Origin of the sequence: uncultured Arcticibacterium sp. (assembly GCF_964021845.1) — a bacterium.
Taxonomy (GTDB): domain Bacteria; phylum Bacteroidota; class Bacteroidia; order Cytophagales; family Spirosomataceae; genus Arcticibacterium.
Genome location: NZ_CAXHZC010000007.1, coordinates 234,408 through 248,546, shown reverse-complemented (window position 1 = coordinate 248,546; position 14,139 = coordinate 234,408). Strand labels below are relative to the sequence as shown.

Genomic DNA, 14,139 nt, shown 5'->3' with positions numbered 1-14,139 from the left:
GCTATTTGTCTTTCCTATGAGTTTTTTCTTAAAGTTTTGGCCCTTTTATCTTCTCCATCATGACTCCAGCCGGGTGCTTTAAAAATATAACGCAACTTATCTGAAAGTTTCGAGGCTCTTTTTACATCACTCCAGATAGCAGCATATTCGTGACTTGCTACTTTAAGCGGGTTATAAGTTTCAATGTTCACTGTAAGGCCATAAACCGGTTTTTCAATATCTAGTTCTTCAGAGAAAGTCCCGAATATTTTATCCCATATTATTAAAACACCGGCATGGTTACAGTCTAAATAACGAATATTGGAAGCGTGATGCACTCTGTGGTGTGAGGGTGTATTAAAAATGGCTTCGTACCAGTTTGGCAGTTTTTTAACAAGCTCGGTATGGACAAAAAATTGGTAAAGTAGATTAAGCGAAATCATGGTGAAAATCATTAATGGGTCAAAACCCAGAAGAGGCAGCCAAAGCCAAAAGATGAACTTATGGATTCTTTCGCCTACACCTTGCCTTAATGCCGTACCAAAGTTCATATGAATAGAGGAGTGGTGAGGCACATGCCCTGCCCAGAAAAGCCTGACTTCATGGTTTAATCTGTGAAACCAGTAATAGCTAAAGTCATCAAGAAAGAAAAGTAGTATCCATGCCCACCACTGACGCTGTATAATATCTTTTAGTGGACTAAATTCATGTAGAAAAAGGAAAGCTATAAAAGCAAGAATCTTAGGCAGGAACTCTACGATGCTACTAAAAACACCCATAGAAATAGAAACCCAGAAGTCTTTTCTATTATAAAGGTTTGGGTGTTTTTCTTTCGCAAAAACATATTCAATAGCGGCAGAGACTAAGAAAAGTGGAATGGCAAATAGCAGTAATTTGTCATTTTGGAGTTCTAATAGTGCATTTTGAAAATTCATTTTTGATAGGGTCTTTATCAAAAATAGAACTTTGGTTAGAAACTATTCTGCTTGGAACTTTAAAATATCACCAGGTTGGCATTCTAAAACACGGCATATCGCTTCCAAAGTGCTAAAACGCACAGCTTTCGCTTTTCCTGTTTTCAAGATAGACAGATTGGCATTGGTTATTTCTACCTTCTCGGCTAAATCTTGCAGCGAGATTTTCCGTTTTGCCATCATGACGTCTAGGTTTACTATGATGGGCATAATTATACGGTTAGTTCGTTTTCGGATTGAAGCTCTATGCCTTTTTTGAAAATTTGTGATAGCACATAAACCAATGCAGCCATAAAAAGGTAAGACTCCACGGTATGGCTCGTTGGTAATAGAGTGTCGGCAAACTTATTTAAGTATTTGTTATAAGAATTTGAAAGGAAAATGAGCATACCTATCGCGAATAGGTCATAAGCTATGTTTTCAAACTTCTTTGGCATGCTTGGGTGAAATGGTTTGATGACATCAAGTTTGGTTAATAACTGCATAATCTTAAACCATACAGTCGCTTTTAAAATAGGTACAGCCACTACTAAACTAAATGCGGAAAAGTATTTCCACGAACCCATATTAAGAGCTCCGCTAAGGTTCAAACCTTTATACAAGTCGCTAGCTGCTACAGGATTTTTAAGACTAATTGCGAAGGAAATCAACATGCTTCCTGCTTCTATGGCATAGCCAATCAGAGCAATCCAAGAGATTATCCGAAGTACGTTCAGGACGTTGTTTGTTTTGTTTGACATGAGAGTTTGTTTCTAGTTAGAAACAAATGTCAAAAATGTTTATCGAAAAGCAATAATAAATTATTGAATTATAGTAAAATAGAAAACTCTACCTTATTGGGGTAGAGTTTAAAGTTATGAGAAAGAAGTATTCTACTTCTTCTCAAAAATAAGATAATAGCCACCATCTCTTGGGTGGCTGTTTTCGTCCCTAAAGTTTCCAATTCTTAGTTCGCCATTATCATCAAAGGCAAAATCAGTAGCGGTATCTAACTGTGATAGAAAACGAGTTTCACAATTCATCAAATTTTCTGGACCCGCCATTTTAGTGCTTCCTATAGGACTTGTTTGTATTTTACCTGTACGGCTTTTTTCATCAAAAGAAATAACTTCTAAAGAACCAAAATAAGAGTTGATTGCAGACTTTCCACTGATAGAATAATTGTCGCCGTCTTTTGCTACTTTAAGTGTTAAGGGTTCGTGTTTTTCCACCTCCCAACCACAAGGTGAATCCATGGCATCGCTTAAGAAAACGTTCTTTAAAACCCATTCTCCCGCCAAATCTTCTTTTATGACTATGTCCACTTTTTCGCAAGAATCTAGTTGTGTCATTAATAATCCTATGATAACAAAAGCAACTTTATTTAACATGATATTCTATTTTTATCCTTAGACGCTCATTGAGGCTAAAAGGTTGTATGAGGCAGCTTACTGATACCCCGCAGCCTGTAAATTAAATAATTCGGCATAAAGTGTCTTATTAGCCATCAGCTCCTCATGCGTGCCTATTTCCAGCACTTTACCGTCTTTTAAAACCATGATTCGGTCTGCCATTCTTACAGTGCTAAACCTGTGAGAAATTATGACGGCGGTTTTTCCTTTAGTCAAACCAATGAATCGCTGAAAAGCTTCAAACTCCGCTCTCGCATCCAGAGCTGAAGTGGGCTCATCTAAAATCAATACTTTGGCGTCTTTCATGTATGCTCTCGCCAATGCTATTTTTTGCCACTGTCCACCAGAGAGGTCTTTGCCGTTTTTAAAACGTCTTCCCAACTGCTGGTCTAAGCCAGAAGGCATTTCATCAATCACCTGATTTGCCAAGCTTTTTTCAGCGGCGTTTTCTAATTGATTCACGTTTTCTATCTGGTCAATTTTCCCAACTGCCACATTTTCTCTAATGGTGAGTTCATATTTGACAAAGTCCTGAAATATCACACCAAAATATTGTTGATAAGCTGCTCTATCGTATTTTTTGATATCAATGCCTTCTAGTAGGATTTGACCCTCGGTTGGGTCATAAAATCGTAAAAGAAGCTTTATCAATGTCGTTTTTCCTGCTCCGTTTTCACCTACAAAAGCTAGCTTTTCGTTAGCTAGTAATTTGAAGTTGATGCCTCTTACCACCCATCTTTCTGAGTTTGGATAGTGAAAACCTACATTCTTAAATTCGAAACCAGTTTTGATTTCAGCAGGAAGGGGCAAATGGTCGGTTTTTTCAAGTTCTACATTCTGAATGTCTAAAAACTCAAAGTAGTCTTTAAGATAAAGAGAGCTTTCTGTGATTTGTGTAAAACGGGTAAAAAAGCCCTGTAATTTATTCCGAAGGCTGCTAAATGAGCCTGAAAGAAATGTCAAATCACCAATGGTAAGCACGCCAGCTACGGTTCTCATAAGAATTAAAACATAAGCTCCATAATAAGCTCCTGTACCTAAAACATTAAAAGCTGAGCCCCATGATGCTCGCTGAACGGCTAGTTTTTTGTTCGCTTCGTAATATTTGTCAGACAAGATTTTAAATCTATTTGCCAGGTAATCCGCTAGTCCAAAAAGCTTTACTTCTTTGGCGGTAACGTCTGATGCACCCGCATAGCGGAGGTAATCTAATTCGCGGCGTTCAGATGTCCAGCTACGCGATAAAGAGTAACTGGTGCCACTAAATTTAATTTCGTTGATAACGGTGGGAATAATGGAAACAATAAGCAGCACAATGAGCCAGGGTTCAAAAACTACCAAACCAGTTAGCAAAGAAACAATGACAATGATATCTTGCGTTTGTGTCAAAATATTTGACATTAAACCCACCCTGTTGGTGGTTTGGCGTCTAGCTCTTTCTAGTTTATCGTAAAATTCAGCGTCTTCTAATTGCTCTAAATTTAACTCAGCTGTTTTTTGAATAAGTTCTACAGAGGATGCATTAGAATATTGGTCGCCTAAAAGTGCATCGGTAAGGTTTACACCTCTTTTTAAGAGGTCAGACAGTACCGCAAGTCCTAACTCAAGACCGACTAGAATCCATAGCTGTTTGAGGTCTTTTTCTGTCAGACTTACTTGCAAAATAACTTCGTCAATAATCATTTTACCTACCCACAGCATCAAAACTGGGGTTATAGCATCAATGAGTCTTGAAAGAATATTGAAGAAAAAAAGTAGCGGACTTACTTCCCTTACTTTCTTAAAAAATCGGGGAACGTACCGTAAAGCTTCAAAGCTTTCTTTAAAGTTGAAGGTTTTCGGTTTTAATGTTTTTAGAGCAGGAGGGGCCATAGAAATTTAAAACCCTTTTTTTTGTTTAAAAATTCGGAATAAACATATTTACCGAGGAAATATTATATTAATTTAAGTAGATTGGGAGCAATTAATGTTAACTCTACATTCATATTGATAAGTCTTCATATTTGAATCAAAACTGGTAGTTTTAGCGATTGAATTAGGGGGAATCTTGGATTGGAATTACATAAAATAGAAGGCTTAAAATGAAGATAAACTGCAATAATTCAGGAATAGTTACAAAACTGAGATTTAAGAAGTCTTTATTTTTGATTATTCTTTTTATGTATCATAGCTCATTTTTGATGGCTACTGTACGGTATGTTAAACAGGATGCTGTAGGTAATAATAACGGAAACTCATGGTTCGATGCCTATACTGATTTACAAGATGCTATAGACGTCTCTGTTATTAATGATACTATTTGGGTAGCTGCCGGAACTTATCTACCTAAAGACGCTCCAGACGGGACGATTTCTACAGGAGTACTCGATAGAAACAACGCGTTTCATCTCCATACTAATATGAAAATCTATGGAGGTTTTTCAGGAACAGAAACACTCCTTTCTGAACGAGATTGGACTTCAAACTTAACCCTCCTTAGCGGGGACTTTGCTAATAATGACGTAGTCACAGGCGGTGGGGCTGAACTATCATTTATGGGCAATGACGAAAACGCTTATCATGTTATTATTACTGCTGACTTGACACCTGATGCTCTTTTGGATGGATTTACTATCAGTGGTGGAAATGCTAATGATTTGCAAGATGGTTATATTACTTACGTCTTTAAAAGGTTATATAAATATGATGGAGGAGGAATGTATAACGCGTATTCTTCTCCAACTATAACTAATTTAACTTTCACTTCAAATTCTGTTTATAATACTGGAGGGGGAATGTATAATTCTCCATCATCTTCTCCAGTAATAATGAATTCGACTTTTATTTCAAATTCGGCTGATTTTGGTGGTGGTGCGATGTTAAACTCTTATTCCAATTCTACTTCTATAGTTAATTCGACCTTTATTTCAAATTCGGCTGTTGTTGGTGGTGCCGTGCTTAATTTTTCTTCCTCTTCAAGATTTATAGCTAATTCGTCCTTCAATTCGAATTATGCACATTTGAATGGTGGTGCGATTTATCATACTCCAAATTCGAACTTAACTATAATTAATTCGACCTTTGTTTCGAATTTGGCAAATAGTCAGGGGGGGGGGATATTCCTTTCGCATTCCTCCATTCAAAGTATAATTAATTCTATTTTTATCTTAAATTCGGCGGATTCTGGAGGGGGGATTTTTAATAGAAATTCCCCAACTATATTCAATGCTACCTTTGCTTCAAATTCAGCAAATTCTGGTGGAGCGATCTACAATGAATTTTATGCTCATCCTAAAATTTATAACTCCATCTTTTGGAGTAATTTTCAATCGGGTTCTGCTAATTTTCAAGGTTCTGATATTTTAAATAGTAATAATAGTTTACCAACTGTAGAACATTGCATAACTCAAGAAAATAGCATTTATAGCACTGGTACGGGAATTATAAATAATCAAGAACCTAAATTTGAAGATGCTGCGAATCTTAACTTTAAACTAAAATGCACTTCGCCTGCCATAAACCAAGGGACACTTTCTGGTGCTCCCAAAGAAGATATCAGAGCATTCGATAGAGCGGGCAACCCAGATATTGGAGCCTATGAATTTGGAGAGTCGGAGCCCTTGATTATTGAGAGAAATATTGAAAATGGCATGAATCCCAAATATGTTGGTATGCCTTCCATTTCTACTGAGTGGCCTATTTTAAATACCAATAATTCTATTTTTAAAGCTAGAAACTTCATTTTACTTAAATCTGGTTTTTCGGTGGCACCCACGAATGGTGAGGCGACGGTTTTTAGGGCAGAGATAGGGAATGGTGGTTGCCCTTAATTCTTTAATTCAGTAAGATAAGGAGCAGAACTTTGAGCTCCCATCCTAGTTACGGAAATGGCGGCAGCTTTATTCGCAAATGCTATTGATTGTTTCCATGATTTGTTTTGAGCTAAACTTACCGTCAAAGCTCCATTAAATACATCGCCAGCGGCTGTGGTGTCAATGGCTTTTACTTTTTCACTTTCGATTAGGAAGTTTTCGTTTTTAGAAGCGTAGAATGCTCCTTGTTTTCCTAATGTGATAATAATGTTTTCGACCCCCTTTTTTAGGAAGATAGCTGCGGCTTCTTTGCACTTTTCTATGCTGTCTGGGTAAACACCAGTTAAGAGCTCCGTTTCAGTTTCATTTGGTGTGATTAGGAATAAACCGTTTAAAATATTTGCTGAAAGTTCATTAGCAGGAGCAGGATTGAGAACTAGCTTTTTGTTATACTTTTTTGCCAAATTGGCTATTACCTCTGTGCTTCCTATAGGAGTTTCTAACTGTGTCAAAATAATGTCAGCAGCCTGAAAAGAGGCTTCAATTTTTAGTATCTTTTCTGACGTCAAACTTACATTTGCCCCAGGGGCAACTACAATCGTGTTTTCAGCATTTTCGTTGACCGTTATAACGGCTACTCCTGAAGGTTTTCCGTCTTCTAAGCCTATCAAAGATGTGTTGATTTTATCTTTTTCAAAACCTGCTAATGACTCCTTGCCGAAAACGTCATTTCCCAAATTACAAACGAAAGTCACTTCGCCTTCAAGCCTTGCAGCTGCTACAGCTTGATTAGCTCCTTTGCCCCCAGGGAAAAGAAAAAAGTCACCTCCTAAGATCGTTTCGCCAGGTTTTGGGAGTCTGGAAGTTTTTACCACCATATCGGTGTTGGCACTGCCTATAACTAAAACTCTAGGTTTCTGCATTAGTCTATTTCGTTTCAGGGAGCGTGTAATTTTCCATTCGGCTGTAAAAGTCTGTCATGATATTTTCTTTGTCAAAGTTTTCCCAAACCGTAATTTTTCTTGTGTTGTTTGGTCGTTCTTTCCATTCTTCATTTTCCAAGATAGGAGCAGGTATTTCGTTCGCTTCTCCCCAAGATGGATTTTTAACAATAGCCACTGCTACCATATCAAAAAGAGGCCTAGAAGGAGTAGTGCCGTGCATTGAAATATGGTCAAAAAGGTTAATAGCATAGTCGCCAAAATGACTAAAAGTATCACCGTGTCTACCTGTAATCTCTTCTGTGGCTTCAGGCCCCAGTCCCACCATTTTTTCTTGAATGTCAGATTGAAGGGCTTTGACCGCATCGGTACCAGACGGATCGCCATATCGTACAGTTACCATTTCAAAAGGAATATTAGAATCAAGTAAATAATTAATAGACGCAGGGTCGCTGTTTTGATTATACTCTCCTGGTTCTGGATAATTAGAGCCAAGCCAAACCAACCTTACTTTTTCAGCAAAAGTTGGGTCTTTTTTTAGTGCCAAAGCCACATTTGTAAGTTTTCCTACAGCTATAATAGTTAAGCCTCCTTTGTTGGCTTCTTCAATCATAAAATCAACCGCCGCCGAACCATCACCTTCAAGGGAGTCTGAGGCTATAATATCTTCAAAATTTGCATTGGCTCCGTTAAATAGAGGGATTTGACCCGAAAGATTATAGAGTTTCAATATTCTTTCAGCCTCATCATAATGTAAATTAATTTCACCTCCACTGGGCGTAGCATTTACAGTTACTCCTTTAATATCAAAGTAGTCACCATTACTTAAAAGGTAGGCAAGGGCGTGCTGGTCATCTAGTTCATTGTTAGCATCGGTGTCAAAAATGACTTTGGTTTTTTCTACAGATTTACCTTCTTTACAGGACAATAAAAGGAGTAAAGGGAATAGTGCTAGAATAGTTAGTCTTCTCATTTTGGGTTGAATAATAGTTTAAAGTAAAGGTTTGATTATTTCTAATTGGGAAGTTAAAACTATTTATAATTTCATTTTTAAACTAGAAGAATGCTTGAATCATTTTTTGTAGATTCGCCATACTATTCAACCGTTATAAAAAATGAGGTATTTAAAGGTACTCCTGATTACATTAATCGGGACTGCAGTACAGGCTCAAAAAAAGCCAAATGTTGTTTTTATTTTGGCCGATGATTTAGGCTATCACGACCTCGGGTACGCTGGAAGTACTTATTATGAAACCCCAAATATTGATGGTTTAGCAGCCAAAAGTCAAAACTTTGTAAATGGGTATGCGGCGAGCAGAGTTTGTAGCCCTTCTAGAGCGGCTATCATGACAGGGAAATCGCCTGCAAGGTTACAAATCACAGACTGGATTGGTGCGAAATCAGGAACAGACTGGCGTAAGGCAGGAAGAGCGAGTAAACTTTTACCTGCTACGTATATTCATGAGCTCCCGCAAACAGAAACTACTATTGCAGAAGCTTTTAGAGAAGAAGGATATCGGACATTTTTCGCAGGAAAGTGGCATTTAGGAGATGAAGGTTCTCATCCTGAAGACCATGGTTTTGAAATTAATGTAGGAGGTTATCACGCCGGTAGTCCCTTTGGAGGTTATTTTTCGCCCTATAAGAACCCAAAAATGGAAGACGGTGAAAACGGTGAAAACCTATCAATGAGGCTAGCCAATGAAACAGCAGATTTTATTTCAGAGAACAAGGAGAAGCCTTTCTTCGCATTTTTATCTTTTTATGCTGTTCATGGTCCTATTCAAACGACTGAGGAAAAGTGGCAGAAATATCAAGACAAAGCTAAGGAGACGGGAATAGCTGACTCGGGTTTTGAAATGGAAAGAGTTTTACCTATTCGTCAGCATCAAGATAACCCCGTTTATGCTGGCTTAGTAGAAACCATGGATGATGCCGTGGGAATAGTTTTAAAAAGGTTAGAAGCATTAGGTTTGGCAGAAAATACTATTGTAGTCTTTACATCTGATAATGGAGGTGTAGCCTCAGGAGACGCGTTTTCTACTTCAAATGCACCACTTCGTGGAGGTAAAGGATACCAGTGGGAAGGAGGAATTAAGGAGCCTTTTTTAATAGCAGCCCCAGGCATGGCTCCTAAAGTGATTTCAGATAAAGTTATAGGCATGGATTTTTATCCTACGCTGTTAGGTTTAGCTGGTTTATCTCCTCAAAATTCTCAACATGTAGATGGCGTAAACCTTATGCCTTTAATTACTAATAAGCAGAAAATCGATAGAGATTTGTATTGGCATTACCCACATTACGGAAACCAAGGCGGTGAGCCATCTTCTATTATTAGAGAAGGCGACTGGAAGCTGATTCATTATTGGGAAGACGAAAGGAATGAGCTGTATAACCTTCAAGATGACCCAGAGGAAAAAAATGATTTGAGTAAACTTAAGTTTGTTAAGGCTGATGAACTATATATGAAACTTAAGAAATGGCTGGCTGAAACTAAGGCAGAATTTGCCGAACAAGACCCCATTTTTGACCAAGGAAAATACGATAAGGTGCTAGAAAAGTACCAAAAAATACTACTGCCTAAATTAGAAAAAGAAAGAAAGCGAATGTTGTCAGATACTTATGAGCCTAACGCCGACTGGTGGGGAAGCCAAGGTACTGAGGACTAATCTTAATTTAACTAATTACTTTAATCCTAAGAAAATGAAATCAATTTATGTTTTATTAGCCTTTTTTATAGGGCTGAACTCCGCTATGGGGCAAAGTATACCTTTGCCAGAACATCCAAGACCAGATTTTGAAAGACCAGAATGGCAAAATTTAAACGGTATTTGGGAATTTGAATTTGACAGCTTAGATGTAGGATTAAATCAAAACTGGACTTCTGGAAATACTGATTTCTCTAAAGAAATTAACGTCCCTTTTCCATGGGGTTCTAAACTTTCAGGGGTGGCAGATGAGGCCGACATTGCCTGGTATAAAAAAAGCATATCTGTTTCAGAAAATTGGAAAGGCAAACGCACCTTTTTTACCATAGGAGCTTCAGATTGGGAAACCACAGTTTGGCTTGATGGAAAACTTCTTGGAAAACACGAAGGAGGTTATACACCATTTTCTTTTGACCTGACAGAACACTTGACCTACGGCAAAACTCAAAGCCTAGTAATAAGAGTAGATGATGCCCGTAGAATGTTTACCCTTTACGGAAAGCAAGGCTACGGAAATGCAAGAGGTATTTGGCAAACAGCCTATTTGGAAGCGAGAGGGGCTACTTATTTAGATTACCTTCACTTTATTCCAGACATAGACAAAGGGCAGTTTACTATCAAAGGAGAGTTAGGGCAGGCAGCCATGAAAGATGAAATACTTGAGTTGACTGTGGCGGGAGTAAGTGGTAAATTAAAGACAGAAATCAAGGCAGGTCAAAAACGTTTTGAAGCTACTTTTAATTTAGCGAATGCCCGTTTATGGTCTATTGAAGACCCATATCTTTATGATGTTACGGCCACTGTGGCAGACGATAAAGTGAAGTCATATTTTGGAATGCGTAAAATATCGGTGACTAATTTACCTGGTACAGACATCCCTTATGTAGCATTAAATAATAAGCCACTTTACCTGCAGCTTACGCTAGACCAGTCTTATCATCCTGATGGATTCTATACTTTTCCTACAGATGAATTTATGAAAAATGAAATTCAGCTATGTAAAGACATAGGGCTGAATGGACTTAGAACACACATTAAAATTGATATTCCAAGAAAGCTTTATTGGGCTGACAAATTAGGTTTACTGGTAATGGCCGATTTGCCAAACAGTTGGGGTGAGCCAGATGCTGACGCTCAAAAGGAATCTGAGTACACTTTACGCGAAATGATAAAACGTGATTTTAATCACCCTTCTATTTTCTCCTGGATTACCTTTAACGAAACCTGGGGATTAAGAACTGATGTCAAAAATGAGCAGGGCAAAATTGATAGAAAATACCTGCCTAAAACGCAGTATTGGGTGGCATCTATGTATTATTTGGCAAAGTCTTTAGATGAGACCCGTTTGGTAGAAGATAACTCCATTTGCTGCGGAGCAGGACATACGGAAACCGATATCAACTCCTGGCACTCCTATTTGCCAGGCTACGAATGGGAGGCTTTCATGAGCAATTTAGATAAAAACACCTTTGCTGGAAGCACAGCAGATTTTGAAGATGGTTTTGCTCAAGGAAACCAGCCAATGATAAACTCAGAATGCGGAAATGTGTGGGGTTATGACGGTAGCACTGGCGATATTGACTGGAGTTATGATTACCACCGAATGATGAATGTTTTTAGACAGCACCCTAAAATGGCGGGTTGGTTATATACCGAGCATCATGATGTGATAAATGAGTGGAATGGCTACTGGCGTTTTGATAGGACTATGAAATACACGGGCTTGAATGAAATAGTAAAAGGAATGGAAGACAAAGACTTTCACTCGTTATTTTATGTGTCCACCGGTCAAGATATAACCCAAACTGCCAAAGCAGGGTCGATTGCATCAGTTCCCATTTACTTATCTTGCCATACGGGTGAAGAGCTTTCTCAGTCAAAAATGACTTTAGAATATCAGGTCACTGGAATAGATGCTTTAGGAAATAATGTTGAGTTGCCGGCCGAATCTAAAACGCTAGACTACACACCTTGGATGCAGAAAAGAGAGGCTCCTTTAAGTGTTAAAATGCCAGAAATGGATGGTTTATATACTGTCTCTCTTATTTTGAAAGATATGAATGGGAGAACACTGCACCATAATTTTATGAATTTCAAAGTGAGTGGAGGTATAAGTTCCGCTGGTATTTCTGTTTTAGAGGTTTCACCAAAAGACACTAAAAATGCAGACTGGTCTGTAAAAAGCTGGGCTGTTATGGATGGTCTGAAAATGAACGGAACAGGAAACGGTTCTTTTGAATATGTGTTTAGTGGAGAGGTTAAAAAGGCTAAGTCTGCTTACCTGCTTATGGAGCTAGGAGCCAAAGAACTTTTTGCAAAAGACAGGGGCGGTATAGATTTGATTGACATGGATTATATGTTGGGTGCTATTGCAGAGCCAAGTCAAAATAAGAACTCATACCCAATGACGGACGAAACTAAGTTTCCGTCAAAAGTTGCGGTGTCAATAAATGGAGTAACCGTAAAAAATGTAAACTTAGAAGATGACCCTGCTGACCATAGAGGTATTTTAAGTTGGCATAGCCAAAAAGAAGACAGACTTCTTCATGAAGCAGGAAGCTATGGTTACATGGTCAAAATACCACTTACAAAAAGTCAATTAAAAAGCTTAAAAAAGGATGGTGAGCTGAAAGTTAAATTGTCTGTTAAAAACGGTGGAGGTTTGGCTGTTTATGGCAAAGACTTTGGCCGTTACCCGTTTAATCCTAGTATAGTATTATCAGAAAAATAATTATAAATGAAAAAAATACTCTTATCACTGGCTTTATCGAGCTTGTTTCTTTCATGCACAAAGCAAACAGAAGAAGGAAAAACACAACCCAACGTTTTAGTCATTTATGCTGACGACCTCGGCTATGGCGATGTAAGTGCTTACGGTCAAGGAACACTTGAAACTCCAAATATTGATGCCTTAGCGGCCAATGGAATAAGATTTACTAGTGGCTATGCTACTTCGGCTACCTGTTCTCCTAGCAGATATGGACTTTTAACAGGGCAGTATCCATGGAAAAACGAAAGAGCTAAGATTCTGGCTGGTGATGCTCCAATGCTAATTGATTCAGCCTCATATACCATTGCTGATATGTTTAAAAGCCAGGGCTATGAAACCTCCGTAGTAGGAAAATGGCATCTGGGTTTAGGCAATGGAAGCATTAACTGGAATGAAGACATTAGTATTACGCCAAACGATATTGGTTTTGACTATTCCTACATCATGGCTGCCACAAATGATAGGACTCCAACCGTGTATGTAGATAATAGAAGAGTGGATAATCTTTCGGCAGACGACTCCCTTTTTGTGAGTTATAAAGAGAATTTTGAGGGCGAGCCTACGGCAATTTCTAATCCTGAATTGATGACCAAAATGAAATGGCATCATGGTCATAATCAATCTGTGCATAATGGTGTGCCGCGTATTGGGTATATGAAAGGTGGTAAGTCAGCTCTTTGGGTTGATGAAGATATGGCAGACCATTTTCTTGATATTGCTAAAGGTCAAATTGATAAAAGCACGGAGTCTGAAAAGCCTTTCTTTATGTATTATGCCTTACATCAGCCGCATGTGCCTAGAGTACCTAATCAACGTTTTGTTGGTACATCAGGTTTAGGGCCAAGGGGAGACGCTATTTTAGAGGCAGATTGGTGTGTAGGTGAAATCATGAAGCACCTTGAAGAAAAAGGTCTTTTAGAAAACACCATTGTTATTTTTTCTAGCGATAATGGTCCAGTTTTAAACGACGGTTATTATGATGAAGCTGTTGAGAAATTGGGCGACCATACACCTGCAGGTGTATTGAGAGGTGGTAAGTATAGCCTTTTTGAGGCGGGTACTAAAGTTCCTTTTATAGTTTCTTGGAAAGGGAAAGCGAAGCCAGGTGTTTCTAATGCCATGGTTTGTCAGCTAGACTTAGCGGCCTCTTTAGCTAGCTTAGTTGGAGCAAAATCTGATTTTGACGACAGTCAAAATTTTATGGACACGTTTTTAGGAGAATCCGAAGTAGGTAGAGAGAATTTGGTTCTAGAAGCCACAGGCCGTTTGTCTTATCGTAAAGGTGACTACGCCTATATCCCAAGATATAAAGGAAGTGCCGTAAGCAAGCAGGTCAATATTGAAGTTGGCGTAAGCCAAGAAGAGCAACTTTATAATGTTAAAAATGACCCAGGAGAAATGACTAACATTTTTGAAGAGGAATCTGAGCTAGGAGCTAGCCTAAAATCAGAGTTTGAAAAAGCTACCGAGGGCTATTTCAAACCGATGCAAACTGATGTGGTCTTACATTGATAAAATTGATATCAATTAGAAATATTTGTACCCATTTATAAATCGGTACGCAAAAGCAGCCATTAATGGCTGC

11 protein-coding genes are annotated in these 14,139 nt (G+C 38.3%); 4 read left to right on the top strand and 7 right to left on the bottom strand.

The annotated features are described in order from the left end of the window. Positions 1-14: 14 nt before the first annotated feature. The 5 genes from AADJ06_RS18650 to AADJ06_RS18630 all read right to left on the bottom strand — a co-directional run bounded on the left by AADJ06_RS18650 (position 15) and on the right by AADJ06_RS18630 (position 4,216). On the bottom strand, positions 15-914 hold the full coding sequence (locus AADJ06_RS18650) for a sterol desaturase family protein (protein ID WP_341228006.1): 900 nt from the start codon (positions 912-914) through the stop codon (positions 15-17). Positions 915-956: 42 nt separating this feature from the next. Beyond that, positions 957-1,163 carry a helix-turn-helix transcriptional regulator gene (locus AADJ06_RS18645; RefSeq protein WP_341228005.1) on the bottom strand — a complete coding sequence of 69 codons (207 nt, stop codon included), beginning with the start codon at positions 1,161-1,163 and terminating at the stop codon, positions 957-959. A gap of 2 nt (positions 1,164-1,165) precedes the next feature. Next, the gene (locus tag AADJ06_RS18640) at positions 1,166-1,693 is read right to left on the bottom strand and encodes a DUF2975 domain-containing protein (RefSeq protein WP_341228004.1); all 528 of its coding nucleotides are present in this window, start codon (positions 1,691-1,693) and stop codon (positions 1,166-1,168) included. A gap of 132 nt (positions 1,694-1,825) precedes the next feature. Further along, on the bottom strand, positions 1,826-2,323 hold the full coding sequence (locus tag AADJ06_RS18635) for an META domain-containing protein (protein WP_341228003.1): 498 nt from the start codon (positions 2,321-2,323) through the stop codon (positions 1,826-1,828). 57 nt (positions 2,324-2,380) lie between these two features. Continuing rightward, a complete protein-coding gene (locus tag AADJ06_RS18630) occupies positions 2,381-4,216 on the bottom strand; it encodes an ABC transporter ATP-binding protein (protein WP_341228002.1) in 1,836 nt (611 codons plus the stop codon). Positions 4,217-4,425: 209 nt separating this feature from the next. On the opposite strand from AADJ06_RS18630, the gene AADJ06_RS18625 reads away from it, so the two are divergent. After that, a complete protein-coding gene (locus AADJ06_RS18625; RefSeq protein WP_341228001.1) occupies positions 4,426-6,153 on the top strand; it encodes a choice-of-anchor Q domain-containing protein in 1,728 nt (575 codons plus the stop codon). On the opposite strand, the gene rbsK is transcribed toward AADJ06_RS18625, so the two are convergent. Beyond that, positions 6,150-7,058 carry a ribokinase gene (gene rbsK, locus AADJ06_RS18620; protein WP_341228000.1) on the bottom strand — a complete coding sequence of 303 codons (909 nt, stop codon included), beginning with the start codon at positions 7,056-7,058 and terminating at the stop codon, positions 6,150-6,152. The genes AADJ06_RS18625 and rbsK overlap by 4 nt on opposite strands. A gap of 4 nt (positions 7,059-7,062) precedes the next feature. After that, a complete protein-coding gene (locus AADJ06_RS18615; protein ID WP_341227999.1) occupies positions 7,063-8,049 on the bottom strand; it encodes a nucleoside hydrolase in 987 nt (328 codons plus the stop codon). A 142-nt stretch (positions 8,050-8,191) separates the two neighbouring features. Here AADJ06_RS18615 and AADJ06_RS18610 point away from each other — a divergent pair, with 142 nt between their 5' ends. Genes AADJ06_RS18610 through AADJ06_RS18600 form a run of 3 tightly spaced genes read left to right on the top strand, consistent with a single transcriptional unit; the run spans position 8,192 to position 14,066 of the window. Beyond that, positions 8,192-9,745: a sulfatase gene (locus AADJ06_RS18610; protein WP_341227998.1), complete on the top strand. Its 1,554-nt coding sequence runs from the start codon at positions 8,192-8,194 to the stop codon at positions 9,743-9,745. A gap of 34 nt (positions 9,746-9,779) precedes the next feature. Next, positions 9,780-12,515: a sugar-binding domain-containing protein gene (locus tag AADJ06_RS18605; protein ID WP_341227997.1), complete on the top strand. Its 2,736-nt coding sequence runs from the start codon at positions 9,780-9,782 to the stop codon at positions 12,513-12,515. A 6-nt stretch (positions 12,516-12,521) separates the two neighbouring features. Next, on the top strand, positions 12,522-14,066 hold the full coding sequence (locus AADJ06_RS18600; protein ID WP_341227996.1) for an arylsulfatase: 1,545 nt from the start codon (positions 12,522-12,524) through the stop codon (positions 14,064-14,066). Positions 14,067-14,139: the final 73 nt, after the last annotated feature.